A 24,456-nucleotide genomic window follows, 5' to 3' on the forward strand; every position below is an offset into this window, starting at 1 on the left:
GCCTCAGTCCTCGACCTCGGCGATGTGCACCACCGCGTCGCCCGAGGTGACGACCGGCGCCTCGGTGCGTCCGACGACGATGCCCGCCCGGTTGGCGTGCACGAGCCGGACCCGCTTGCCGAAGGAGTCGAAGAGGCCGCCGAGCCGCTCCCCCTCGTGCACCCGCTGCCCCAGGGCCACCTCGAGGTGCAGCATCCCCGTGCCGCGCGCCCGCACCCACCCGCTGCGGAACGAGACCGCCGACGGCTCCGGCGGGTCCTCGGCAACCGGGTCGGTCATCCCGAGCGCGGCGAGCACCCTCCGCACCCCGAGGACGCCGGCGTCGACGGCCCAGCGATCCATCCGCCAGGCCTCCCCCGCCTCGTAGAGCAGCACGGTCGCCCCGCGCTCGCGGGCCGCGGCGCGCAGTGACCCGTCGCGCAACCGGGCGTTGAGCATCACCGGTGCGGCGAAGGCCTCGGCCAGCGACCGGGTGCGCGGGTCCTCGAGGTCGGCGCGCACCTGCGGGAGGTTGGTGCGGCGGTCCGAGCCGGTGTGCAGGTCGATGCCGACCTCGCACTGGTCGACGACCTGGGTCATGAAGAGGTGCGCGATGCGTCCGGCGAGCGAGCCGCGGGGCGCGCCGGGGAAGGAGCGGTTGAGGTCACGCCGGTCCGGAAGGTAGCGGTCGCCGTTCATGAACCCGAGGACGTTGACGATCGGCACGGCGATCACGGTGCCGCGCAACGTCTTCGGGTCCAGGCCGGCGAGCACCTGGCGCACCACCTCGACCCCCACCGCCTCGTCGCCGTGGATGGCGGCGTCGACCCAGACCGTCGGCCCCTCCTCGCGGCCGTGGACGACGCGGACCGGCAGGTCGACGTCGGCACCGGTGACGAGCCGCGTGATGGGCAGGGCCAGCGACTGCGAGCGACCCGCACGCACCCGCACGGCGCCGATCTCGAACGACGGCCGCAACCGGGCCATCAGCCGGCGCCCCGGTTGCGGCGGCGCAGGCGCAGCGGCGGACGCCCGCCGAGGTAGCTCGCCCCGGGGTCGACGGCGTAGCCCTGGCGCAGGGCCTCGCGGCCGACGAGCATCCGGAAGCCCATCTCGTCGCGCCGGGCCAGGGTCACCTCGACCGGCAGCGTGCGGCCCATGAGGGTGAGGTCGAGGGCGACGACGTGGCGCTCCTCGGCGTGGCCGGAGGACGAGCGCACCTCGCGGGTGTCGAGGACGGGGCGCTCGACCTCGACGGCGTCCTCGTCGGACCTCTGCCACGGATGGACGCTGAAGCGCACCCACCGCTCGCCGTCGCGCTCGAGCTCCTCGAGGTCGAAGGCGTGGAGGGCCGACGAGCGGGCCCCGGTGTCGAGCTTGGCCTTGACCCACGGAACCCCGATGCCCGGGAGGCTCACCCACTCCCGCCATCCTGCGAGGGTGTAGGAATGGCTGTCCGTCACCGTCCGTCCTCTCCGACCGGGAAACCATGAAGCTCGCGATCCTGTCCCGCGCGCCTCGCTCGTACAGTACGCAGCGCCTGCGCACCGCCGCCCTCGACCGGGGTCACGAGGTCAAGGTCCTCAACACGCTCCGGTTCGGCATCGACCTGTCCGGCGAGGAGCCCGACCTGCAGTTCCGTGGCCGTCCGCTGTCGACGTACGACGCCATCCTGCCGCGAATCGGCAACTCCATCACCTACTTCGGCACCGCCGTCGTGCGGCAGTTCGAGCAGATGGACGTGTACACGCCGAACACCTCGTGGGGCATCGCGAACTCCCGGGACAAGCTGCGCGCCACGCAGATCCTGTCGCGGCACAACATCGGGATGCCGCCGACGACCTTCGTGCGCGACCGGGCCGACGTCATCCCGGCCATCGAGCGGGTCGGCGGGGCGCCGGTCGTCATCAAGCTGCTCGAGGGCACGCAGGGCATCGGGGTGATCCTCGCGCCGACGATCAAGGTGGCCGAGGCAATCATCGAGACGCTGCAGTCGACGAAGCAGAACGTGCTCATCCAGCGGTTCGTCAAGGAGAGCAAGGGCCGCGACATCCGGGCGCTCGTCGTCGGCGACCGGGTGGTCGCGGCGATGCGACGGGTGGCCAAGGGCGACGAGTTCCGGTCCAACGTGCACCGTGGCGGGTCGGTCGAGCCGGTCGAGCTCGACCCGGCCTTCGAGCGCGCCGCGGTGCGCTCCGCGCAGATCATGGGGCTGCGCTTCGCCGGGGTCGACATGCTCGAGGGGATCGACGGGCCGCAGGTGATGGAGGTCAACTCCTCCCCCGGCCTCGAGGGCATCGAGACGGCGACCAAGCTCGACGTCGCGGGCGCCATCATCGACTACGTCGACAACCAGGTCGCCTTCCCCGAGATCGACGTGCGCCAGCGGCTGACGGTCTCGACCGGCTACGGCGTCGCCGAGATCGCCGTGCACGAGGCGTCCGAGCTCGTGGGGAAGTCGTTGGCCGACAGCGGTCTTCGCGAGCGAGACATCACCGCCCTGACCCTGCACCGGGGCACCACCGTCATCCCGAACCCGAACGGGAACCACCTGCTCGAGTCCGGCGACCGGCTGCTGTGCTTCGGCAAGCTCGAGGAGATGCGCTCGATGATCCCGAACCGCCGGCGCCGCTCGCGCAAGGTCAAGAGGCTGCCCAAGGAGCCGATCCACGACCCGCGTCCCGAGTGAGGCTCAGGCGTCCGGGCGCATCCGCTGCCAGAACGCGGTGTCGACCCAGTGGCCGAACTTGTGGCCGACCTCGCGCAGCGTGCCGACCGGCTCGAAGCCCGTGGCCCGGTGCAGCGCCTCGCTGGCCGCGTTCGGCTGCGCGATGACGGCCAGGCAGGTGTGCACGCCGTCGGCGTCGACCCGGGCGAGCAGCTCGTCGTAGAGCCGTCGGCCGAGGCCCTGCCCCCGCGCGTCCTCGGCGAGGTACACCGACACCTCGCGGGTGCCGTCGTAGGCGGCGCGCGGGCGGTACGTGCCGCTGAACGCGTAGCCGTGCACCGCGCCCGCCGCGTCGACGGCGACGAGCACGTGGTCGCCGGGCCGGGTGGACCCGAGCCGCTCGGCGTAGTGGTCGTCGCCGCGGCGCTCGACGTCGAAGGTGGCGACGGTGTGGTCGACGGCGTCGTTGTAGATGCGCGTCATCCCGGGTAGGTCCTGCGGTGTGGCAGAACGGATCTCGAGGTGGTTCACGCGGCGTCCTCACCGGCGAGCAGCCGCTGCAGGGTGGGGGCGAGCGGGGCGTCGACGCGCAGGGTCATGTGCTCGTCGCCCCGGGTGGGTCCGCGGGTGACGGCGACGACGGGGATGCCGCGCCGGGCCGCGTGCCGGACGAAGCGCAGGCCGGACATCACCGCGAGCGAGGAGCCGAGGACGAGCAGCGCCGGTGCGGCGTCGGTGAGGGCGAAGCAGGCCTCGACCCGCTCGCGGGGCACCGAGCCGCCGAAGAAGACGACGTCGGGCTTGAGGGTGTCGGCGCCGCAGACGAGGCAGAGCGGCAGGCGGAAGCCGGCGACGGCGTCGTCGGGCAGGACGACGTCGCCGTCGGGGCGGATCTGGCTGCTCACCCGGGACCCGTCCGGGGCCGCGCCGCGAACCCGCTCCTCGAAGCCGGGGTTGGCCTGCACCATCCGGGCCTGGAGGAGCTCGCGGTCGGTGCGGTCGCCGCAGGTGAGGCAGACGACGTCGGCGAGCGTGCCGTGCAGCTCGGTGACCGAGGGGCTCCCGGCGGCCTGGTGGAGGCCGTCGACGTTCTGGGTGACGATCGGGCCGAGGGTTCCGGTGCGCTGGAGGGCCGCGACCGCCCGGTGCCCGGCGTTGGGCTCGGCGCGGCTGAACCGCTGCCAGCCGACGAACGAGCGCGCCCAGTACGTCCGCCGGTTCTCGGTGGAGGCGCAGAACTCGCCGTGCTGCATGGGCATCACCCGGCGGGTGCCGTCGCGGCCGCGGTAGTCGGGGATGCCGGAGTCGGTGGACATCCCGGCACCGCTGAGGACGAGGGCGCCGGGGTGGTCGCGCAGGAGGGCGGCGAGCCGGCCGACGGCCGCGGGGTCGCGGGTCTCGGCGGGCAGCGTGCGGGTGGCCCACTCGGGGGTGACGCCCACCCGGTCGCGCGCGGCCGGCAGCGCGGGTGGGGTGGCGGCGTCCGGCATGGAGCCAGTATCACCCGGCGCTCGGATGACGCGGTGTTGCGAGGTCGGCGGCGTCGATAACACCGGCTTATAGGATGAGGTCATGATCGACGCCGCCGGACTGCGCGTGATGCGCGCCATCGCCGACGAGGGGAGCTTCACGGCCGCCGCCGCCTCCCTCGGCTACACCCAGCCCGCGATCTCGCAGATGGTCCGCCGGCTCGAGCAGCGCACGGGCACGGTGCTCGTCGAGCGGATCGGGCGCAACGTGCGGCTCACCGAGGCCGGTCTCGTCCTCGCCCGCCACGCCGGGCCGGTGCTCGCCGCGCTCGACGCCGCCGAGGAGGAGGTCGCGGCGATCGCCGGCCTCCGCAGCGGGCGGGTGCGGCTCATGGCCTTCCCGTCGGCGTCGGCCACGCTCGTCCCGCGGGCGCTCTCGCTCGTCAAGCAGCGCTTCCCCGACGTGAGCATCACCTTCACCGAGGCCGAGCCGCCCGAGAGCCTCGCCGCGCTCAAGGCCGGCGAGTGCGACCTGGCGATCGCCTTCGCCTACGAGGGCACCGACGTCGCCCGGGGCGAGGAGGACCTCGACGCGTTCGAGATCACCCCGCTGCTCGACGACGAGGTGCGGCTGGCGGTGCCGCGGCAGCACGCCGTCGCCGAGCAGGGCACGGTGCACCTCGGCGACCTCGCCGCCGACCCGTGGATCGCCGGCTGCCCGCGCTGCCGGGGCCACCTCGTGCAGCTCGCCGACGCTGCGGGGTTCCGGCCGGACGTCGCGTACGAGACCGAGGACTACGTCGCCGTCATGGGCCTGGTCTCCGAGGGGCTCGGCGTCGCGCTCATCCCCGACCTCATCCTGCGCACCGTGCACCACTCCGACGTCGTCGCCCTGCCGATGGAGCCCGCCTCGCGCCGCACCATCACGGCCGTGACGACGCCGGACCTCGGCCGGGTGCCGGCGGTCCGGGCCACGCTCGACGCCCTCATCGAGAGCGCGTCGTCGCAGTCGACGGCGCCGACGACCCGGCTGCCGGAGCCGACCTTCTCGATCTGAGCCCGGGTGCTCACCGGGTGGTGACGACCCGCACCGCTCCCTCGTGCTCGACGAGCGCGACGTCGCCGCGCTGGTCGGTGCGGTAGACCGCGTACCCGAGCCCGCGGAGCAGGGCGAGGTGCTTCGGGGTGGGGTGGCCGTAGTCGTTGTCGCGCCCCACGCTGACCACCCCGACCGGGGCGCGCACCGCCGCCATGAGCCCCTCGTCGAGGTTCGCGCTGCCGTGGTGCGGGGTCTTGACCAGCTCGAAGCCGCGGGCGGCCGCCGAGAGCCCGGGGTCGCGGCGGATCCGGAGCAGGAGGTCGTGGGCGGCCTCGCGCTCGACGTCGCCGAGGAGCAGCGCGTCGACGTCGCCGGTGCGCACGGCGAGGACGACGCTGGCGTTGTTGGGCACCGACCCCTCCCCGATCCGCCGCCACGGGCTCCAGACGACGGCGTCGAGCTCGCCGACCGTCAGGCGGTCGCCGGCGTGCAGCGCGGCGACGGGCACGCCGTGGGCGCGGGCCAGGCGGTCGACGGCCGCCGCGGCGACCTCCGGCTCGCGCACCGGGCAGACGAGGACCTGGCGCACCTCCCGGCCCGGGAAGGCACCGGCGAGGCCGTCGACGTGGTCGGCGTGGAAGTGGGTGAGGACGACGGCGTCGAGGACCTCGACCCCGAGCCGGTCGAGGCAGCCGTCGACGAGCGGCGGGTCGGGCCCGGTGTCGACGAGGACGGCGTGCCCCGGGCCGCTGCGCACGACGACGGCGTCGCCCTGCCCGACGTCGCAGACGACGACCCGCCAGCCGTCCGGCGGCCAGGTGAGCACCCGGGTGGGCAGGAGCAGCGCCCCGACGAGGGCCACCACCCCGAACGCGACGACCGGGTGCCGGCCGACCCCGGCGACGAGGGCCCGCCCGGTGAGGAGGACGGCCACGACGAGCCCGGCGAGCAGCAGCGCGCCGGGCGGGCCGTCGGGCCAGGGCAGCGTGCCGCCCGGCACCTCGGCGAAGACCCGGGCCACGCGCGCGATGACGGTGGTGGGCACCACGCCGACCCAGGCCACGAGCTCGGCGCCGCGCGCCCAGACGGGCGAGACGAGCGCGGCGGACACCCCGGCAACCGTCGCCACCGGCACGAGGGGTGCGGCGAGCAGGTTGGCGAGCACGCCGACGACGCTGACCGACCCCTGGAGCAGCACGACGACCGGCGCCGTCATCGCCTGCGCCGCGACGGGGACGGCGAGCGCCGGCCCGAGCGGGGCGAGCCGCGGCGGCAGCCGGGCCCCGACCGCCTCGCCCCACGGCCGGGTGAAGAGCAGCAGCCCGAGGGTGGCCAGCGTCGAGAGGGCGAAGCCGTACGAGCGGGCCAGCCAGGGGTCGAGGACGAGGACGAGCACGACGGCTCCCCCGAGCACGGGCAGGCCGGCGGACCGACGGGACCGGGAGAGGCCGAGCAGCCCGATGGCACCCATCGCCGCGGCCCGGACCACGCTCGGCTCCGGGCGGGCCAGGACGACGAACCCGGCGAGGGCGAGGCCGGCCAGCCACGGCCGGGCCCGCCGTGGAACGCCGAGCACCGCGCAGAGCCCGAGGACCATCCCGACGACCACCGCCACGTTCGAACCGCTGACGGCCGTCAGGTGGGTCATCCCGGTCGCGAGCATCGCCTCGGTGAGGTCGGGCGGGGTGCGGCTGGTGTCGCCGATGACGAAGCCCGGCAGCAGGCCGCGGGCGTCGGCGGGGGCGTGGTCGACGGCCGCCCGCAGCCCGGCGCGCAGCCGCTCGGCCCCGCGGGCCACGACCCCCGGCGGCGCGAGCACGCGGACCGGCCCGGTGACGGCGAGCGTGGCCACCCGGTCGTCGGCGGCCTCGAGCGGCCCGAGACGGCCGCGGACGACGACGGTCGAGCGCCACGACGGCCCCGCGAGGTCGGGGCCGCCGGTGAGCAGCACCGGCGCCGACGCCGCGCGCGTGCGGCCCCGACCGGTGAGGGCGTGGACGGTGCCCGTCCGCAGGACGCGGGGGTCGCCGTCGCGCGACGCGACGGCGATCGGGTCGCCGGTGAGGACGACCTCGGCGACGACGACGGCCCGACCGTCGGCGAGCTCGCGGACACCGCCGCGTTCGCGCACCATCCCGTGGGCGACGGCCGCCACCTCGAGCAGCGCGAGGAGCACGACGCACAGGGCCATCGGGCCGCGGAGCGCCGGCAACCACCGTGCGCCACGGCGTCCCGACCGCATCCCTGACCGGGCGGCGAGCCCCACCGCGAGCGTGAGCAGCGCGGCAGCGACCGTCACGAGAACCCTCGTGCCCCAACCGCACCCGAGCGTCGCCGCGGCGAACGCCCAGGCCACGACGGCCGGCGCGAGCAGCCGGAGGTCGCCGGCCTCGGCCGTCGACGGTCCGACCCCCCTCACGGCACGACGAGGGGTCGCAGCTGGGCGAGCACCTTCTCGCCGATGCCGGAGACCTCGGCGAGCTCGTCGACGCTGGTGAACCGCCCGTGCTCGGTGCGCCAGTCGACGATCCGCTGGGCGAGGACCGGCCCGATGCCGGGCAGCCCGTCGAGGGCGGTGACGTCGGCGGTGCTCAGCGACACCGCGGCACCACCCGCCGATGCACCCCCGCCCGACCCTCCTCCCCCGGCGGCGCCCGCCCCACCCGTGACCACCTCGCCGGGCTTCGGGACCCTCACCTGCTCGCCGTCGACGAGCAACCGGGCGAGGTTGAGCGCCGACAGGTCGGCGGCCTTCGTGGCGCCGCCGGCCGCGTCCACGGCGTCGGACACCCGCGAGCCCGGCGGGAGGCGCTGCAGCCCGGGACGGCGGACCTGCCCGACGACGTGGACGACGAGCACGGTCACGGACCCGGCCGGGGTACCGGTCGACGACGAGGGTGACGGCGACGCCGAGGGTCCGTCACCCGGCACCAGCGACGGCGCACCACCGGGCACCCCGACCCCCACGGCCCCCGCGGACACCCCGCTCGGACCGGCGCGTGCTCCGCCACCGGGGGCGACGACGTCGCCGTCGTCGGAGCCCGCCCACGCGACCCGCAGCCCGAGGACGAGCGCGGCGACGACCGCGACGAGCACCACGCCGAGCACCGCCGCCCGGCCGGGCTGCCACCGGGCCCCGGCCAGCGCCGACGGCAGGCGCACCCGCGGCGTCGACGTCCCGGCGTGGCGACTCGTCTCCGGGGCCTGCGGCACCCATCCGTCGGCCGCCCGCCGCGCGACCTCGGCGGGCACGTGGGCCTCGGGACGACCACCCCGCAGCCAGGCCAGGGCCCTCGGGGAGAGGGCGCCGGGGTCGGGTCGCTCGCGCATGGCCCGACGCTAGGCAGCGACCGTCCCGGCCGGACCGGCCCGCCGGCGATCTGTGGACGAGCACCCTCCGACCCCGCCCCTGTGGACGACGCCCCGCCACCGGGCGCCGCCCCGACGTCAGGTCCGGCGCCGGGCCCACCAGGCGACGACGTTGCGCCGGTGCCGCGAGAGGACGAGCAGCGCGAGGACGACGAGCCACGCACCGACGAGCGGCTCGACCCACGGCAGCACCCCGACCAGCCCGAGCACCCCGATGACGACGAGGGCCAGCGTCACGACGACCGAGGCCTCCCCGATGTACCGCACGAGCGCGACCGCCACCCCGAACACGACCACCGCCACGAGCCCGACGAGCGGCACGACGGCGAGGATGGCCCCGAGCGCGCAGGCGACCCCCTTGCCCCCGCGCCCGCGCAGGAACGGGCTGTAGACGTGCCCGAGCACGACGGCCAGCCCGGCGACGAGCGCCGCGAGGAGCCCGACCGAGCGCAGGACGAGCACCGTCGGCAGGTAGGCCTTGGCGACGTCGAGGAGCAGGACGAGGACCCCCCACCTGCGGCCCAGCACCCGGCCGGCGTTGGTCGCGCCGGGGTTGCCCGACCCGGACACCCGCAGGTCGCGGCCGAGCGCGCGGGCGACGAGGGTCGCCGGGTTCACCGCACCGACGAGGAACGAGACGACCGCGACCGCGGCGACCTCGAGGGCCAGGACGAGGACCATCGGCTCAGCCGGCCGGCCTCGGGACGACGGCGACGGCGAGGGTCCCCGGGCCGACGTGGGCACCGACGACGGCCCCGAGCTCGACGACGTCGACGCGCGACCCCGGCAGCCGGCTGCCGAGCCGTTCGGCGAGGCGGTCGGCCCGCTCGCGCGAGTCGAGGTGGTGCACCGCGACGTCGACCGCCGGCGACCCCGCGTCGAGCGCCGCCTCGGCCGCCTCGACGCCGATCTCCTCGATGCGGGCGATGGCCCGGCTCGAGGTGCGCACCCGCTCGAGGGGGACGATCTGCCCGTCCCGCAGCCCGAGGATCGGCTTGATGGCCAGCGCCGACCCGACGAGCGCCCCCGCCCGCCCGATCCGCCCGCCGCGGCGGAGGTACTCGAGGGTGTCGACGTAGAAGACGACCGTGGCGCCGGCGCAGGTCGCCCGCACGAGCTCGGCGACCTCCTCGGTCGACCCGCCGTCCCGCGCGCGCCGCGCGCCCGCGAGGACGGCGTGCCCCATGACCATCCCGAGCGCGCGGGAGTCGACGATGGTGACCGGCACCGGGGAGTCCGCGGCGGCGAGCTCGGCACCGCCGACGGTGCTCGAGAGCTCGCCGGAGATGTGCACCGACACGACCGCGTCGGCCCCCGCGCCGGCGGCCGCCCGGTACGCCTCGAGGAAGGCGGCGGGCGCCGGACGGGAGGTCGAGACGGGGGTGAACGCGTGGAGCGCCGAGGCCACCTCGTCGGCGCCGACGTCGAGTCCCTCGCGGTGCTCGCGCCCGCCGATGACGACGTGCAGCGGCACGACGTGGACCGGGAGCCCCTCGAGCGCGTCGGCCGGCAGGTAGGCGGTCGAGTCGGTGACGAGGGCGGTGCTCACCCCCGCAGGCTAGTGGCCGCGTGCCCCGTCGACCCGCTCTAGTCGTCGCCGCGGGTCGGGACCCCGCCGGAGCAGACGAGCACGATCTCGACCTCGCCCTCGTCCTCGGCGGTGGCGCCTTCGGTGGTCCCGCGCGTGACCGCCTCGTCCTCACGCTCGGAACCGCTGCGCGAGAAGTGGATCTCGACCTTGCGGGACTCGCGCTCGTCCTCGAAGCGCCAGCCGTCGCGCACGGTGATGGACTCGATGCCGATGCGCGAGCCGGTGCACGAGGCGACGACGGTGCCGCCCTCGGTCGTGAAGGACCGCGTGCGCGTCGTCGTGGCCGGAGCGGTGGTCGTCGGCGTCGTCGGACGGGAGGTGCCGCCCCCGGAGGGCGTCGACGGGTCGCTCGGGCTGGTGGGACGGCCGGTGCGCGACGGCGCGGGGTCGTCCGAGGTCGGGGTGCCGGTGGGCGAGGGGTCGTCGTCGGGCTCGGACGGCGAGGCCGACGGGGCGGGCGCCGTCGAGGACGCCCGCGGCCCCGTGGCGACGGTGCGCAGGGCCGAGGCCTGGCCGACCTCGCTGCCGGCCCGGGAGACGACCGCGAAGGTCAGCCCGCCGACGACGGCCACGACCGCGAGCCACCCCAGCACCAGGCCGAGGAGCGCGCCACGACTCCGGTTCATGCGTCCTCTCCCCTGCCTGCTCTAGCGTGACCACTGTGGCACACGTGCTCGTCATCGAGGACGACCCGGCGATCCGGTCCTCCCTCATCCGCTCCCTCGGCGACCGGGGGCACGCCGTGACGAGTGCGCGCACCGGCCTCGACGGCCTCCAGCAGGCGCTCGACGGCGGTCCCGACCTCGTCCTGCTCGACCTCGGCCTGCCCGACGTCGACGGGCACAGCGTCCTCAGCATGCTCCGGGCGGTCCGCGCGACGCCGGTCATCGTCATCACCGCGCGCGACGACGACCCGTCGGTCGTCAAGGCCCTCGACGCCGGTGCCGACGACTACGTCGTCAAGCCCTTCGGCACCGCCCAGCTCGAGGCGCGGATGCGAGCGGTGTTGCGCCGCACCGGATCCGATGGCGCCCAGGAGCCGATGACCGTCGGCGACCTGGTCGTCGACCCGGCGTCGCGCGAGGCGACGCTGCGGGGCGAGGCCCTCGACCTCTCGCGGCGTGAGTTCGACCTGCTCGCCTACCTCGTGCAGCACGTCGGCGAGGTCGTCAGCAAGCGCGACGTGCTCGCGGACGTCTGGAACCAGCCCTACGGCGGCGGCGAGCGCACGGTCGACGTGCACCTGTCCTGGCTGCGCCGCAAGCTCGGCGAGAGCGCTGCTCATCCCGTGTACCTCCACAGCGTCCGGGGGGTGGGAGTGCGGCTCGTCGCCCCGAGCGAGACCGCACCCGGAGCGGCCGACGGATGACCCGGCGCATCGCCTGGCTCGTCGCGGCGACCACCTCGGCGGTCGTCCTGGCCTTCGTCGTGCCGCTGTGCTTCCTGCTGGCCAACCTCGCCTCCGACCGGGCGACGACCCGGGCCCGCGACCAGGCGCAGAGCGTCGCCCGGTTCGCCGCGACGCTCAGCGACCACGAGGTCCTCGAGCGCACCGTCGCCGAGCTGTCGTCGCAGGGGCCGGTCGTGGCGGTCGTCGAGCCGAACGGGTCGCTGCTCGGCGACGCGGCGCCGCTCGACGCCCACACGCTCGCCGCGGTCGAGCGGGCGCGCCGCGACCAGGCGGCCTTCACCGTGCGCCGCGAGGGCGGCCTGGACGCCCTCGTGCCGGTCTCGACGCCGGAGGGCCTCGAGGTGGTCGTCGCGAGCGTCACCGACGACGAGCTGCGGGCCGGGGTGCCGATGGCGTGGCTGACGGTGGGGCTGCTCGGGCTCGGACTCGTCGGGCTGTCGGTGGCCGCCGCCTTCAACCTGGGTCGCCGGGTCAGCGTGCCCGTCACCGCGGTCGCCGCGGTCGCGCACCGGCTGCGCGAGGGCGACGCCTCGGCGCGGGCCGTCCCCGGGGGTCCGCCCGAGACCGCCGAGCTGGGGCGCGCGCTCAACGCCCTCGCCGACCGCATCCACGGGCTCGTCGAGGCCGAGCGCGAGAACGTCGCCGACCTCGGGCACCGGCTGCGCACCCCGGTGACCGCGCTCCGGCTGGACACCGACCTCGTCACCGACGCCGAGGTCGCCGACCGGCTGCGCCAGCACGTCGACCACCTCCAGCGGAGCATCGACGACGTCGTGCGCGAGGCCCGGCGCTCGGTGGCCACCGAGCTGCCCGCCCTCACGGAGCCGGCCGAGGTCGTCACCGCGCGGGTGGACTTCTGGCGACCGCTCGCCGAGGACCAGGACCGCGCCCTCGCGCTCGACGTCGACCGCTCGACGGGACCGGTGGCCCTCACCGAGGACGTGCTCGGCGAGCTGGTCGACACGGTGCTGGACAACGTGTTCGCGCACACGCCCGAGGGCGCGGACATCCGCGTGGGCCTCTCGGCGGAGGACGGCCGGGCCGTGCTCGTCGTCGAGGACGCCGGGCCGGGCATGCCGCTGCCCTGGCGGGGGCGCGGTCACAGCGGTGCGGGGTCGACGGGCCTGGGCCTGGCGATCGTGCACCGGGTCACCGAGCAGGCCGGGGGCACCGTCGAGCTGGGTCGCTCCCCCCTCGGTGGCCTGTGCGTCCGGGTGGCCCTGCCCACCACCGACGCGCGCTGACCGCCGCGGGGGTGCGGCGAACGGGACGACCTCAGTCGTCGTCGTGGTCCCCGCCGTGGTCCTCGTCCTCGTCGTGGTCGTCGTCGTCGCCGTGCTCGTCGTCGTCGCCGTGGTCGTCGTCGTCGGTCACCGGGCCGCTGGTCGGCCCCGTGGTCGGCGCGTGCGTGGAGGGCGGCGCGGTGCGAGCGTTCGAGGAGGTCGTGCGCGTCGTCGAGCCGGTCGAGGCCGGCAGCGTGACGGTCGGGCCCGGCTTGTGCGTGACGCAGATGCCGTGCTCGAGCTTGGCCGGCTTGAGGCAGTCGGCGAGCTTAGTCACGGTCGGCGTCGGCACGGGGGCGAACGTCGGCGCGACCGGGACCGTGGCGGACACCTGGTCCGAGGGAGCGGTCGCGGCGTAGACGCCGCCGGCGAGCACGGCGCCGAGCAGCGTGCCGGTCGCGATCGTCGTCGAGAGTGACACGGGAGGACCTCCGGGCGGGGAACGGGCAGGGAACCCTCATCGTCGGGTGCGGGACGTCAAGCGGGAGTCGTCGCTCCGATAAGCGTGGGTTAAGAACGGGCGCCCCGCGACGACCCATGAGGGTCCCTTAACACGCGGATGACCCCCCCTTGCGAGACCGCCGGTCAGGCTGGGACCCGCGAGTCATCCCTGCCCGCAACCCCACCTGGAGGCTTCGGTGAAACCCCTGCTCAGCCGAGGACAACGCGACCGGTCGCGCGTCCTCCTCACGGTGCTCAGCGGTGCGCTCGCGGCATCGGCGGTCGCGGCGACCGGTGCCGCGACCGCCGCCGTCGCCCGTGAGACCGCCGACGACAACGCCGCCAAGGCCCGCGACAAGGCCGCGCGCGAGGCGCAGACGGCCCGCGAGTACCACGACCAGCTCGTGGCCTGGGCCGCGGCGCACCCCGCCGTCGTCACGAAGGCCCGCAAGACCAAGACCGTCGTCGGACCCAAGGTCGTCGTGCGTGCCTCGGGCGGCGGCTCGGCGCGCGTGGGCGGTGGCTCCTCGTGGTCCTCGGGCGGTTCCTCGTCCGGCGGCTCCTCCTCCGGTGGCGGCTCCTCCTCCGGTGGTGGCGGCTCGAGCGTCCCGGCACCGGCTCCCCCGCCCCCGCCGCCGCCCCCGCCGAGCACCGGCTCATGACGACGGTGGCCGTCCCGGCCGGGGTCCGCCTCCACCCGGAGCACGGTGCCGCGTCGTGGCGAGCCATCGGCACGTACGTCGAGCTGCGGACCTCCCCGGAGGAACTCGAGCGCGCGGTCGAGCTCGTCGCGGCCGTCATCGACGAGGTCGACGAGGGCTGCAGCCGGTTCCGCCTCGACAGCGACCTCTCGCTCGTCAACGCCTCCCTGGGCCGTCCCGTCCTCGTCTCCCCCGTGCTCGTCGGCGCGGTCCGCGTGGCCCTCGAGGCAGCGCACGAGACCGACGGCCTCGTCGACCCCACCCTCGGCACCGTCCTCACCGGCGCCGGCTACGACCGCACCTTCACCCTCGTGCCGGGGGACGACCCGTCGCCCGCGGCCCTGCCGGTGCGGCGCGGGTCCTGGCGCGACGTCGCCGTCGACGACGCGACCGTCAGCGTGCCGGCCGGTGCCGCCCTCGACCTCGGCGCCACGGGCAAGGCCTTCGCCGCCGACCTCGCCGCCCTCACCGTCGTCGAGGAGCTCGGTGTCCCCGTCCTCGTGAGCATCGGCGGCGACGTGCGCGTCGCCGGTCCCGACGACGCCGCCGTGCCGCGCCGGCCGATCCGGCTGGGGCACAGCCTCGCCGACCTCGACGCCGGCGGCGACTCGCTGACGGTCAGCGTGGGGGCCGGCGGCGTCGCCACCTCGAGCGTCTCGGCGCGGCGCTGGCGCCGCGGGGGCCGCCAGTGGCACCACCTCGTCGACCCGCGCACCGGCGGACCCGCGGACGGGCCCTGGCGCACCGTGACCGCGCTGGGCCGCACCGCGGTCGCCGCGAACACGGCGTCGACGGCCGCCGTCGTCCTCGGCGCCGACGCGGAGCGCTGGCTCGCCGACCGCGGGGTCGCGGCCCGGCTCGTCGGCCACGACGGACACGTCGCGACGACCCCCGCGTGGGACGCCGCCGAGACCGAGGAGACCTTGTGACCTCCCCCCTGCTCTGGTACCTCAACCGCGGGAGCGGCATCGTCCTCGTCGTCGTCTTCACGGTGACCGTGGTGATCGGCGTCCTCGCCACCGGCCGGGCGGTCAGCCCGTGGTGGCCGCGGTTCATCACCCAGGGGCTGCACCGCGGCCTCTCGGCGGTCGCCGTCCTCATGCTCCTCGTCCACGCCGTCGTGGCCGTCGTCGACGAGTTCGTCGACATCCGGTGGTGGCAGACCGTCGTCCCCGTCGGCTCGGCGTACGAGCCGTTCTGGCTCGGCCTCGGCACGCTCTCGCTCGACCTCACCGTCGTCGTCGTCGCCACGTCGCTGGCGCGCACCCGGCTGCCGCACCGGCTGTGGTTCCTCGTGCACCTGACGACCTACGCGGCCTGGGCCCTCGGGGTGGTCCACGGGCTCGGCATCGGCACCGACGCCGACCTCGGCTGGTCGCGGCTGATCACCGTCGTGTGCGTGGCCCTCGTCGTGCTCGCCGCCCTGGCCCGGGTCACCGCGGTCCTCCTCGGCCGGCGGCGCCGCGGCTCGAGCGGGCCTCCGGTCCCGGGCCGCGCCGACCGCGACCTGCTCGCGGGCGGAGGTGCCCGGTGAGGACCATCGCCCCGCCGGCCCGCCTCGAGGTGCGCCGCGGCCCGCTCCTGCTCTCCGGCGTCGACGACGGCCCGGGACTCGCCGCCCACCGCGCCCGTTTCGGCGACCTGGCCCGCCTCGACCTCGCCGCGGTGGTCGACCGGGTCGAGGCCGCCTCGGTGCGGGGCCGCGGGGGCGCCGGCTTCCCGCTCGCCCGCAAGCTGCGCACCGTCGCCCGCGGCCGCGGGATGCGCCCCTCGAAGCGACCCGTCGTCGTCGTCAACGCCGCCGAGGGCGAGCCGGCGAGCGCCAAGGACGAGGCGCTGCTCGCCGTCGCGCCGCACCTCGTCCTCGACGGTGCGGCCGTCGCCGCGCGGGCCCTCGGCGCGCGCACGGTGCACGTCGTCACCTCGCTCGACCGCCCGCTCGTCGGGGAGTCGGTGGCGCGTGCCGTCGCCGAGCGCGACGACGGCCTGCGCTGGACCCAGCACGAGGCCGAGGGCCGGTTCGTCGCCGGGCAGGCCCGCGCGGTCCTCGAGCTGATGGCCGGGCGCCCGGGGCTGCCGGTCACCGCCTGGGCCCCCGAGGCCGTCGACGGCCACAAGGGCCGCCCGACCCTGCTCTCCAACGCCGAGTCCTGGGCGCACCTCGGCGCCCTGGCCCAGCGCGGCACCGAGCACTACGCCTCCTTCGGCACCGCGCAGGAGCCCGGGACGATGCTCCTCACCCTCACCCGCCCGCCCGGGCCGGACGGCCGCTTCGACCTCGCCCGCGTCGTCGAGGTCGAGCACGGCGACGGCGCGTGGAGCGTCCTCGACGCCGCCGCGCTCGCCGCCCCGCTGCTCGTCGGTGGCTTCCACGGCGCGTGGGTGCACCCCTCGGCGGTCGCCGGCCTCGTGTGGTCCCAGGACCACCTGCGCTCGGTCGGCGCCTCCCTCGGGGCCGGCGCCCTCGTCTCCCTCGGGGACGGGTCGTGCCCGGTCGCCCGCACCGCGGAGTGGACCGAGTACCTCGCCGCGGAGTCGGCCGGCCGCTGCGGTCCGTGCCGCAACGGCCTGCCCGCCCTCGCCGACGAGGTGCGCGCGCTCGCCCAGCGGGCCGACACCCGGCGGCGCATCGAGCAGCTGACCGGCCTGGTCACCGGGCGGGGCGCGTGCGCGCACCCCGACGGCACGTCGCGGCTGGTCCGCACCCTCCTCACCGCGCTCGGCGACCACGTCGAGGCCCACCTCGACGGCGCCTGCGGGTGCTCGACCCAGCACCGGGTGAGGGTCGCGTGAGCGCCGCACCCCGCGAGGAGACCGGCACGGTCCTGCGCGTCGACTGGCCGGAGTGCCGCGCGCGCGGCCTGTGCGCCGAGCTGCTCCCGGAGCGGATCGTCCTCGACGAGTGGGGCTACCCCGTCGTCCTCGGCCCGGTGCCGGAGGACCAGCTGGCCCTGGCCCGCGAGGCGGTGGCCGCCTGCCCGCGGCGCGCGCTGCACCTCGTCCGCGGCTGACGCCCGCCCGGGGCGCCGCTCACCAGGGCAGCGCGACCTCCGCGACGCGGGCGTCGTCCTCCGGCACCCAGCCGGCGTCGGGGTCCTGCCGGTAGGCGACCCGCGGGCCGTGCGCGGCGAGGTCGGCGACCGCGGCGACGAGCCGGTCGACGTGCTCGCCGGTCGTCGCGAGCCCGGCGCTGGCGCGGACCGCGGTGCTGTGGCGACCGTCCCCGTCCCGGGCCAGGAGGGCGTCGACGAGCGGGTGGGCGCAGAACTTCCCGGCCCGCACCCCGATGCCGTGCTCGGCGCTCAGGGCCGCGGCGACGAGGTGGCTGTCCAGCCCCTCGACCGTGAAGGCGACGACCGGCACCCGGTCGTGGTCGTCGCCGAAGGTCGAGTGGGTGCGGACGCCGGGGACGGCCCGCAGCCCCTCGAGCAGGCGCGTCGTCAGGTGCGCCTCGTGGGCCTCGATGGCGCCCCGGTGCCGGCGGACCGCGGCGCAGGCGGCCGCGAGCGCGACCGCCCCGAGGACGTTGGGGCTGCCGCCCTCGTGGCGGGCCGCACCGGTGGCCCACGTCGTCACCGCCTCCGTCACCGCAGCGCTCGCGCCACCGCCGGCGAGGTACGGGTCGGCGGCGTCGAGCCAGTCGCGGCGGCCGACGAGGGCGCCGGTGCCGAAGGGCGCGTGCAGCTTGTGCCCCGAGAAGGCGACCCAGTCGACGTCGAGCGCCGCGAGGTCGACACGCCGGTGCGCGACGAGCTGCGCCGCGTCGAGGAGCACGCGCGCCCCGTGCCGCCGGGCCACCCGGGCGACCCGCTCGACGGGCCACAGCTCGCCGGTGACGTTCGAGGCGCCGGTGACGACGACGAGGGGCGCAGGGCCGCCGGCCAGGGCGACGAGCGCCGACTCCAGCCGCCCGAGCACCTCCTCCGGCGAGGACGGGACGGGCAGCCGGTGGGTCCGCTCGGCCGGCCAGGGCAGGAGCGACGCGTGGTGCTCGGCGGCGAAGACGACGACCGGCGTCCCGGCCGGCAGGGCGCGGGCGAGGAGGTTCGTCGCGTCGGTCGTCGCGCGCGTGAACACGACGACGTCGTCCGCCCGGGCACCGACGAAGCGCGCCACCTCCTCGCGGGCGGCCTCGTAGTGGGCGCTCGTGACCCGGCTGAGCCATCCCGTGCCGCGGTGCACCGACGAGTAGGTGCGGGTCGCGGTCGCGACCGCCCGCACCACCGACTCGAGCGCCGGCGTCGAGGCGGCGTGGTCGAGCTGGGCGTACTCGACGAAACGGCCGGTGACGAGCGGGACGGGGTCGGGGCGCACGACGTCCGGCAGGCGAGGCGCCAGGGACGGCGGGGCGGGGTGCGTGGTCGTGGCGTGGTGGGTGGACATCGGGGCTCCCGAGGGCCGGAGGACCCTCGGCGTGCACCGGGATCCCGCGCTTGCCGACGTCGCTGCGACGCCGACCAGGTCGTCACCCGGGGCACCCCACCGCGGAGGAGGGTTGCCGGCCAGCGAGCCGGGGCTTGTCACTGGCACTCATGACCTACGCCGACGAGTGTGCGGGCGGCGTCGGGCGGCGCGCACCCCGGGTCCACCACCCGAGACGGCGCCCGCTCAGGCGTCGTCGGCGGCGAAGACCCGGCGGCCGTCGACGAAGGTCTGCAGCACCCGCGTCGCCCCGATCTCCTGCGTCGGCCCGGCGAACGGGTCGCGGTCGAGGACGGCCAGGTCGGCGAGCATCCCCTCGCGGATCGTGCCCGTCTCGTCGAGCCGGTTCACGTACGCCGACCCGGCCGTGTAGGCGGTGAGCGCCGTCCCGAGGTCGATCCGCTGCTCGGGGAGGAACACCGGGTGCTCCGGCTCCCCCTCGCGGTGCGCCTCGGGGATCTGCCGGTTGACGGCCACATGGATCGCCGCGACCGGGTCGGCGGTCGAGACCGCCCAGTCCGAGCCCATCGCGAGGGTCGCGCCCGAGCGGTGGAGGTCGCCGAAGGGGTACTGCCACGACGTGCGCGGCTCACCGAGGAAGGGGATGGTCAGCTCGACCATCTGCGCCTCGAGCGCGGCCCAGAAGGCCTGCATGTTGGCGACGACCCCGAGCTCGCGGAACCGGTGGACGTCGTCGGGGTGGATGACCTGGAGGTGGGCGACGTGGTGGCGCGCGTCGCGCCGGCCGTTAGCGCGCAGCGCCCCCTCGACGGCGTCGAGGCACTCGCGCACCGCCCGGTCGCCGATGGCGTGGAAGTGCAGCTGGAAGCCGGCGGCGTCGAGCTGCACGGCGGCCGGCACCAGCGTCTCGACGGGGACGAACGAGATGCCCGAGTTGTCGGTGTAGCGGCCGTGCCCGTCGCAGTAGGGGTCGAGCATCGCGGCGGTGAAGTTCTCGGGCACGCCGTCCTGCATGATCTTGACGCTCGTGGCCCGGAACCGGTTCGTGGACAGCACCTCCCGGCGCTCGACGATGTCGGGCACCTGCTCGAGGCCGGTGTTGCGGTCCCACCACAGCGCGCCGACCACCCGGGCCGTGAGCCGCCCGGACTCGTCGGCCATCCGGTAGGCCGTCGCCGGGTTCCCGCCGTCGCCGTAGTCGCCGATGATGGCGTCCTGCCAGGCCGTGATGCCGAGCGAGTGCAGGTGCGCCTGCGCGCGCAGCAGCCCCTCGAGCCGCTCCTCGTCGGTCGTCTCCGGCGCGATGGACCCCACGAGCGCCATCGCCCCCTCGTGGAGCGTGCCGGAGGGGTGGCCGTCGGCGTCGCGCTCGATCCGGCCGTCGCGCGGGTCGAGGGTGTCCCGGTCGATGCCCGCGAGCCGCAGGGCCGCGGACGACACCCAGGCGCCGTGCCCGTCGCGGTTCGGCAGGAACGCCGGCCGGTCTCCCACGACCGCGTCGATCGCCGCGGCGGTCGGGGTGCCGCCGGGGAAGGCGGCCATCGACCATCCGGCCCCGAGCACCCACTCCTCGTCGGGGTGCTCGCGCACGTACCGCGCGATCCGCTCGAGGTAGGCGTCGGCGGTCGAGAGCTCGGTGAGGTCGCAGCGCAGCATGTCGACCCCGGCCCACACCGGGTGCACGTGCGCGTCCTGGAAGCCGGGCACGAGCATCCGCCCGGCGAGGTCGACCCGCTCGGTGCGGGAGGTCGCGAGGTCGAGCACCTCGTCGTGCCCGACGGCGACGATGCGCCCGCCGTCGACCGCGACGGCGGTCGGCCGGGCCCGGACCGCCCGGGACGTGAAGACCGGTCCGCCGGAGAAGATGACGTCGACCACTAGCCGCCTCCCATGGTGCGTGCGATGTCGGTGGCCGAGTCGCCGGAGCGCCGGAGCACCCAGGCGACGAGGCCGAGGGCGAGCAGGGTGAGCACGAGCATCACGGTCGAGACGGCGGCGATCTCGGGGCGCAGGCCGGAGCGCAGCGCCGAGAGGACGTAGACCGGCCACGGCGTCGTGCCGGAGACCTGGACGAACGCCGAGACGATCGTGTTGTCGAGACTGAGGGTGAACGACAGCAGGAAGCCGGCGAGCACGGCGGGCATCGCGAGCGGCACGGTGATGCGCCGGAAGGTGCGGCCGGGCGGTGCGTAGAGGTCGCCGGAGGCCTCCTCGAGCGACTCGTCGAGCCCGACGAGCCGGGCGCGCACGATGTAGCTGACGACCGCGGTCGAGAAGAGCGAGTGCCCGACGACGAGCCGGACGATGCCGCCGTTGAACACCGACAGGCCGGCGTCGTTGCCGAGGTAGACCAGCCACGGCAGGAGCGAGACGGCGTCGACGATCTCGGGCGTCACCGACACGAGCAGCAGCAGCCCGATGAACCACCACGTCCAGCGCCCCGGGCGACGGGCCAGGGCGACCCCGGCCATCGTCCCGAGCAGGGTCGCGACGAGCGAGGACAGCACCGCCACCTGGAGCGAGACGACGACGGCGCTGCGGATGGCCGGCCGCTCGGTGAGGGCCCGGAAGGACCCGAAGCCGAAGTGGTCCCAGGCGATGAGCAGCCGGCCCTCGTTGAACGAGTAGACGATGACGACGACGATCGGCGCGAAGAGGAAGGCGAGCACCAGCACGCCGACGACGGTGAGGAGCCGGTCGGTCCACGGCCGCGGCACCCGGTTGCGCGGTGGCGGTCCGTCGGCCCGCACCGGTGCGCCGGCGGGGCGACGCTCGTCGACGGTGCTCACGGGACCTCCTCGAGGACCAGCCGGTGCCGGGCCCGCAGCGGCCGCCCGACGAGCCAGGCCAGCGCGGCGAAGACGCCCACGGTGACGGCGATGACGAGGATGAGCACGACCGCCATCGCCGACCCGAGCGCCCAGTTCTGCGCGGTCTGGAACTGGCTCGCGACGAGCTGGCCGACCATGTTGCCGCGGGCCCCGCCGAGGACCGTGGCCGTCACGTAGTCGCCCATGAGCGGGATGAAGACGAGCACGGTCCCGGCGACGATGCCCGGCCGGGCGAGCGGCAGGGTGACCCGGGTGAAGGTGCGCCAGCGGGTCGCGCCGAGGTCCTTGCTCGCCTCGCGCAGCGGCTCCCCCACCCGGTCGAAGGCGACGAAGAGCGGCAGGATCATCAGCGGCAGGTAGTTGTAGACGACGCCGATGAGCACCGCCGTGCGCGTGTAGAGGATGTCGAGCGGCCCGCTCGTGAGGTGCAGCGACTGGAGCAGCCCGGAGAGCCAGCCCTGCGGCGCGAGGATCACCTGCCAGCCGATCGTCCGCACGAGGAAGTTCGTCCAGTACGGCACCATGACGAGCGCGATGAGCAGGCCGCGCCGCCGCGCCGGGGCCTTGACCGCCATCCAGTAGGCGGCCGGCATCCCGACGAGCAGGCAGAGAGCGGTGCCGGCCACCCCCACCCACAGCGTGTTCCGGAAGGTCGCGAAGAACGTCGAGGAGAAGGTCTCGCGGTAGCGCTCGAGCGAGAGCACGTCGTTGGCGTGCGTGCCGAACAGCCCGGGCTTGTAGCCGAAGCTGAACCACACGATCGTCGCGATCGGGACGACGAAGAACACGACGAGCCACAGCCCGGCCGGCAGGGCCAGCGCGAAGCGCGGGAGGCGCAGCCGCGAGGGCGGCGCCGCGGGGGCGGCCTCAGGCACCCGCCGCCGCCTTGGCCTTGTTCCAGATGTCGACGGTGCGCTGCTGGGCGTCGTTGACCTCGCCGGTCTTCATCGTCGCGATCTGCTCGGGGGTGAAGAAGACCATGTCGAGCATGTCGAGGCCGGCCTTCTTCGCGGCGTCCTCGATGTCCTTGGCGCCGGTGTGGTAGCCGATGTAGTCGACGTTGGCCAGCTGGTTCTCGGGGGTGAGGACGTAGTCGATGAACGCGTGCGCGGCCTCGGGGTGCGGGGCGCCGGCGGCGATCGCCCAGTTGTCCATCCACAGCTCGGTCGTCGGCGAGCCGAGCACCCACTGCCACCGCTCGGGGTCCTTGCTGTTCTGGATGCCGATGCGGGCGTCGCCGTTCCACACCTGCATCAGCCAGTGCGTCCCCTGGGGGATGGCCTGCCCGCCGGGGTAGGAGTCGAAGGCGGCGACGTGCGGGGCGAGCGTCTCGACGACGAACTTCTCGGCGGCGTCGATCTGCGCGGAGTCGGTGGTGTTCCAGTCGATCCCGTTGGCCCAGTAGTAGATCCCGGTGATCTCGGCCGGGTCGTCGAGCACCGAGACCTTGCCGCTCGCCTCCTTCGTCGCGGCGTCGGCGAAGTCGCTCCAGGTCTTCAGCTCGCGGGTGATCTTGGTCTTGTCGTAGACGAACCCGGTGGTGCCCCACGCCTTGCAGATCGAGTAGTTGTTCTCCGGGTCCCACGCCTGCCCGAGGAACTGCGGGTCCATGTGCTGGAGGTTGGTGATGAGCTCCTTGTTGATCGGCGCGAGCAGCCCGTTCTGCACCATCTGCGGGATGAACGCGCCGGTGGGGACGACGATGTCGTAGCCGCCGGTGCCCTTGCCGGCGACGAGCTTGGAGATGAGCTCCTCGTTCGAGCCGAACGAGTCGGTGGTGATCTTCGGCCCCTTGTCCTTCGTGAACGCCTCGAGCACCTCCGGGGCGTCGTAGTCGCCCCACGAGTACATCGAGATCGAGCCCTCGAGCGGCCCGCCGGTCGCGACCTGGCTCGGCGGCGCACCGGTGGGCACGGCGGTGGGGTTGGACGCCCCCGACCCGCTGCCCCCACCGCCGCACGCCGAGAGCACGCCCGCCCCGCCCACGGCCGCGAGGCCGAGGAGGGAGCGGCGGGAGAGCTCGCGGCGGATGCGCGGCACGGCGGAGGTGTGGGCGAGGATGCGCAGCGGCTGCTCGGGGCTGGTCATCGGGGGTCCTCTCCGGAAGGGGTCAGCCGGCCCGCTGGTCGGGGACGGAGGTCGGTGGGGGCGCCGAGTGGGCGCCGTCGTGGGGGAAGACGTGCACGTCGTCGGCGCGCCAGCGGCACCAGCCGGTGTCGCCGACCGCGAGCCGTGGGGACGCCGGGGTGGGCCGGCGCACGAGGAGGGTGTGCCCGTGCCCGGCGTCGACGAGGAACTGCCGGGTCTCGCCCTGGTGGGCGACGCCGATGACGGTGCCGCGCACCGTGTTCTCGCTCGTCCCCGGGGGTTGCTCGGCCACGAGGTCGACGAACTCGGGGCGCACGGCGACCCGGACGCGCTGGCCGGGCCGCACGTCGCTCGGACGGGTGGAGCGCAGCGGCCCGAGGTCGGTGTCGACGGCGCCGTCGTCGCCGGCGCGTCCGTCGAGGAAGTTCTGCTGGCCGACGAAGCCGGCGACGTAGGCCGAGGCCGGGCTGGAGTAGATGGTGTCGGCGTCGCCGAGCTGCTCGACCCGTCCCTCGCGCATGATGGCGATCCGGTCGCTCATCGAGAGCGCCTCGCCCTGGTCGTGCGTGACGAAGACGAAGCTGATGCCGAGCCGGGTCTGGAGCAGCTTGAGCTCGACCTGCATCTCCTCGCGGAGCTGGCGGTCGAGGGCGCCGAGCGGCTCGTCGAGGAGCAGCACGCTCGGGCGGTTGACGAGGGCGCGGGCCAGGGCGACGCGCTGCTGCTGACCACCGGACAGCTGGGCCGGCCGGCGCCCGGCATACCCGCGCATCTGCACCATGTCGAGGGCCTCGGCCACCTTGGTGCGGATGTCGGCCTTCGGCGTGCGCTTCTGCTCGAGGCCGTACGCGACGTTCTCGGCGACCGACATGTGCGGGAAGAGGGCGTAGGCCTGGAAGACGGTGTTGACGTTGCGGCGGTGCGGCGGCACCCCGAGCACGCTCTGCCCGTCGACGAGGACGTCACCGGTGTCGGGGTGCTCGAAGCCGGCGACCATCCGCAGCGTCGTCGTCTTGCCGCAGCCGGACGGCCCGAGGAGGCTGAGGAACTCGCCGCGGCGCACCGTGAGCGTCAGGTCGTCGACGGCGGCGACGTCACCGTAGAACTTGCTGACCCGGGTCAGCACGACGGCATCGGCACCCCCGGCCTGCGGTGCGGCGGTCTCGTCCGGTGTCGTCACGCGTCGGCTCCTCGTGCGGGTTC

At 75.4% G+C, this 24,456-nt stretch carries 25 protein-coding genes and 1 riboswitch; of the genes, 9 read left to right on the plus strand and 16 right to left on the minus strand.

What is annotated here, in order from left to right:
* Positions 1 to 3: 3 nt before the first annotated feature.
* Together JQN70_RS07860 and JQN70_RS07865 are read right to left on the minus strand one after the other, a co-directional pair.
* A complete protein-coding gene (locus JQN70_RS07860; RefSeq protein WP_204130771.1) occupies positions 4 to 966 on the minus strand; it encodes a succinylglutamate desuccinylase/aspartoacylase family protein in 963 nt (320 codons plus the stop codon).
* On the minus strand, positions 966 to 1,442 hold the full coding sequence (locus tag JQN70_RS07865) for an ATP-dependent zinc protease family protein (RefSeq protein ID WP_204130772.1): 477 nt from the start codon (positions 1,440 to 1,442) through the stop codon (positions 966 to 968). Before JQN70_RS07865 ends, JQN70_RS07860 begins: the two co-directional genes overlap by 1 nt.
* 26 nt (positions 1,443 to 1,468) lie before the next feature.
* Between JQN70_RS07865 and JQN70_RS07870 the strand changes: the two genes are divergently transcribed.
* Positions 1,469 to 2,668, plus strand: a complete 1,200-nt coding sequence (locus JQN70_RS07870) for a RimK family alpha-L-glutamate ligase (protein ID WP_204130773.1) — start codon at positions 1,469 to 1,471, stop codon at positions 2,666 to 2,668.
* Between the two features lie 3 nt (positions 2,669 to 2,671).
* On the opposite strand, the gene JQN70_RS07875 is transcribed toward JQN70_RS07870, so the two are convergent.
* Positions 2,672 to 3,178 (minus strand): GNAT family N-acetyltransferase, encoded by a 507-nt coding sequence (locus JQN70_RS07875; protein WP_204130774.1) that lies wholly within the window; start codon positions 3,176 to 3,178, stop codon positions 2,672 to 2,674.
* Entirely contained in the window at positions 3,175 to 4,137 is a 963-nt protein-coding gene (locus JQN70_RS07880; protein ID WP_204130775.1) for an NAD-dependent protein deacetylase, read from the minus strand. The genes JQN70_RS07875 and JQN70_RS07880 overlap by 4 nt, the downstream gene beginning before the upstream one ends.
* Positions 4,138 to 4,219: 82 nt before the next feature.
* Between JQN70_RS07880 and JQN70_RS07885 the strand changes: the two genes are divergently transcribed.
* Entirely contained in the window at positions 4,220 to 5,173 is a 954-nt protein-coding gene (locus tag JQN70_RS07885; protein WP_204130776.1) for a LysR family transcriptional regulator, read from the plus strand.
* 10 nt (positions 5,174 to 5,183) lie between these two features.
* Here JQN70_RS07885 and JQN70_RS07890 read toward each other — a convergent pair whose 3' ends face one another.
* The 5 genes from JQN70_RS07890 to JQN70_RS07910 form a co-directional block, all read right to left on the minus strand.
* Positions 5,184 to 7,574 (minus strand): ComEC/Rec2 family competence protein, encoded by a 2,391-nt coding sequence (locus JQN70_RS07890; RefSeq protein WP_204130777.1) that lies wholly within the window; start codon positions 7,572 to 7,574, stop codon positions 5,184 to 5,186.
* A complete protein-coding gene (locus tag JQN70_RS07895) occupies positions 7,571 to 8,485 on the minus strand; it encodes a ComEA family DNA-binding protein (protein ID WP_204130778.1) in 915 nt (304 codons plus the stop codon). Before JQN70_RS07895 ends, JQN70_RS07890 begins: the two co-directional genes overlap by 4 nt.
* 117 nt (positions 8,486 to 8,602) lie before the next feature.
* Positions 8,603 to 9,205: a glycerol-3-phosphate acyltransferase gene (locus JQN70_RS07900; RefSeq protein WP_204130779.1), complete on the minus strand. Its 603-nt coding sequence runs from the start codon at positions 9,203 to 9,205 to the stop codon at positions 8,603 to 8,605.
* A gap of 4 nt (positions 9,206 to 9,209) precedes the next feature.
* Complete coding sequence (locus JQN70_RS07905) at positions 9,210 to 10,073, minus strand: DegV family protein (protein ID WP_204130780.1); 864 nt, start codon at positions 10,071 to 10,073, stop codon at positions 9,210 to 9,212.
* A 38-nt stretch (positions 10,074 to 10,111) separates the two neighbouring features.
* Positions 10,112 to 10,741 carry a superantigen-like protein SSL4 gene (locus tag JQN70_RS07910; protein WP_204130781.1) on the minus strand — a complete coding sequence of 210 codons (630 nt, stop codon included), beginning with the start codon at positions 10,739 to 10,741 and terminating at the stop codon, positions 10,112 to 10,114.
* A gap of 35 nt (positions 10,742 to 10,776) precedes the next feature.
* Between JQN70_RS07910 and JQN70_RS20855 the strand changes: the two genes are divergently transcribed.
* Entirely contained in the window at positions 10,777 to 11,484 is a 708-nt protein-coding gene (locus tag JQN70_RS20855; RefSeq protein WP_204130782.1) for a response regulator transcription factor, read from the plus strand.
* Entirely contained in the window at positions 11,481 to 12,770 is a 1,290-nt protein-coding gene (locus JQN70_RS07920; RefSeq protein WP_204130783.1) for a sensor histidine kinase, read from the plus strand. Before JQN70_RS20855 ends, JQN70_RS07920 begins: the two co-directional genes overlap by 4 nt.
* 31 nt (positions 12,771 to 12,801) lie before the next feature.
* Here the strand turns inward: JQN70_RS07920 and JQN70_RS07925 are convergent, their stop codons facing one another.
* Positions 12,802 to 13,230 carry a hypothetical protein gene (locus tag JQN70_RS07925; protein WP_204130784.1) on the minus strand — a complete coding sequence of 143 codons (429 nt, stop codon included), beginning with the start codon at positions 13,228 to 13,230 and terminating at the stop codon, positions 12,802 to 12,804.
* Positions 13,231 to 13,447: 217 nt separating this feature from the next.
* Here JQN70_RS07925 and JQN70_RS07930 point away from each other — a divergent pair, with 217 nt between their 5' ends.
* The 5 genes from JQN70_RS07930 to JQN70_RS07950 are packed head-to-tail and all read left to right on the plus strand — an operon-like array spanning position 13,448 to position 16,962.
* A complete protein-coding gene (locus tag JQN70_RS07930; protein ID WP_204130785.1) occupies positions 13,448 to 13,912 on the plus strand; it encodes a hypothetical protein in 465 nt (154 codons plus the stop codon).
* Positions 13,909 to 14,880, plus strand: coding sequence for an FAD:protein FMN transferase (locus tag JQN70_RS07935; protein ID WP_204130786.1), 972 nt, complete (start codon positions 13,909 to 13,911; stop codon positions 14,878 to 14,880). The genes JQN70_RS07930 and JQN70_RS07935 overlap by 4 nt, the downstream gene beginning before the upstream one ends.
* Positions 14,877 to 15,485 (plus strand): DUF8596 domain-containing protein, encoded by a 609-nt coding sequence (locus JQN70_RS07940; protein WP_204130787.1) that lies wholly within the window; start codon positions 14,877 to 14,879, stop codon positions 15,483 to 15,485. The genes JQN70_RS07935 and JQN70_RS07940 overlap by 4 nt, the downstream gene beginning before the upstream one ends.
* On the plus strand, positions 15,482 to 16,744 hold the full coding sequence (locus JQN70_RS07945; protein WP_204130788.1) for an NADH-ubiquinone oxidoreductase-F iron-sulfur binding region domain-containing protein: 1,263 nt from the start codon (positions 15,482 to 15,484) through the stop codon (positions 16,742 to 16,744). Before JQN70_RS07940 ends, JQN70_RS07945 begins: the two co-directional genes overlap by 4 nt.
* Positions 16,741 to 16,962, plus strand: a complete 222-nt coding sequence (locus tag JQN70_RS07950) for a ferredoxin (protein WP_204130789.1) — start codon at positions 16,741 to 16,743, stop codon at positions 16,960 to 16,962. Before JQN70_RS07945 ends, JQN70_RS07950 begins: the two co-directional genes overlap by 4 nt.
* A gap of 19 nt (positions 16,963 to 16,981) precedes the next feature.
* Here the strand turns inward: JQN70_RS07950 and JQN70_RS07955 are convergent, their stop codons facing one another.
* From JQN70_RS07955 to JQN70_RS07980, 6 genes are all read right to left on the minus strand, one after another.
* Positions 16,982 to 18,334 (minus strand): aminotransferase class V-fold PLP-dependent enzyme, encoded by a 1,353-nt coding sequence (locus tag JQN70_RS07955; RefSeq protein WP_204130790.1) that lies wholly within the window; start codon positions 18,332 to 18,334, stop codon positions 16,982 to 16,984.
* Positions 18,335 to 18,375: 41 nt separating this feature from the next.
* Positions 18,376 to 18,489, minus strand: a riboswitch (SAM riboswitch).
* 70 nt (positions 18,490 to 18,559) lie between these two features.
* The gene (locus JQN70_RS07960; protein ID WP_204130791.1) at positions 18,560 to 20,212 is read right to left on the minus strand and encodes an amidohydrolase; all 1,653 of its coding nucleotides are present in this window, start codon (positions 20,210 to 20,212) and stop codon (positions 18,560 to 18,562) included.
* Positions 20,212 to 21,123: an ABC transporter permease gene (locus JQN70_RS07965; RefSeq protein WP_307835862.1), complete on the minus strand. Its 912-nt coding sequence runs from the start codon at positions 21,121 to 21,123 to the stop codon at positions 20,212 to 20,214. Before JQN70_RS07965 ends, JQN70_RS07960 begins: the two co-directional genes overlap by 1 nt.
* Complete coding sequence (locus JQN70_RS07970; protein ID WP_307835863.1) at positions 21,120 to 22,040, minus strand: ABC transporter permease; 921 nt, start codon at positions 22,038 to 22,040, stop codon at positions 21,120 to 21,122. Before JQN70_RS07970 ends, JQN70_RS07965 begins: the two co-directional genes overlap by 4 nt.
* Complete coding sequence (locus tag JQN70_RS07975) at positions 22,033 to 23,253, minus strand: polyamine ABC transporter substrate-binding protein (RefSeq protein ID WP_204130792.1); 1,221 nt, start codon at positions 23,251 to 23,253, stop codon at positions 22,033 to 22,035. Before JQN70_RS07975 ends, JQN70_RS07970 begins: the two co-directional genes overlap by 8 nt.
* A gap of 22 nt (positions 23,254 to 23,275) precedes the next feature.
* Positions 23,276 to 24,433, minus strand: a complete 1,158-nt coding sequence (locus JQN70_RS07980) for an ABC transporter ATP-binding protein (RefSeq protein WP_204130793.1) — start codon at positions 24,431 to 24,433, stop codon at positions 23,276 to 23,278.
* Between the last annotated feature and the right edge of the window lie 23 nt (positions 24,434 to 24,456).

Origin of the sequence: Phycicoccus sonneratiae (assembly GCF_016887965.1) — a bacterium.
Classification (GTDB): Bacteria; Actinomycetota; Actinomycetes; order Actinomycetales; family Dermatophilaceae; genus Phycicoccus; species Phycicoccus sonneratiae.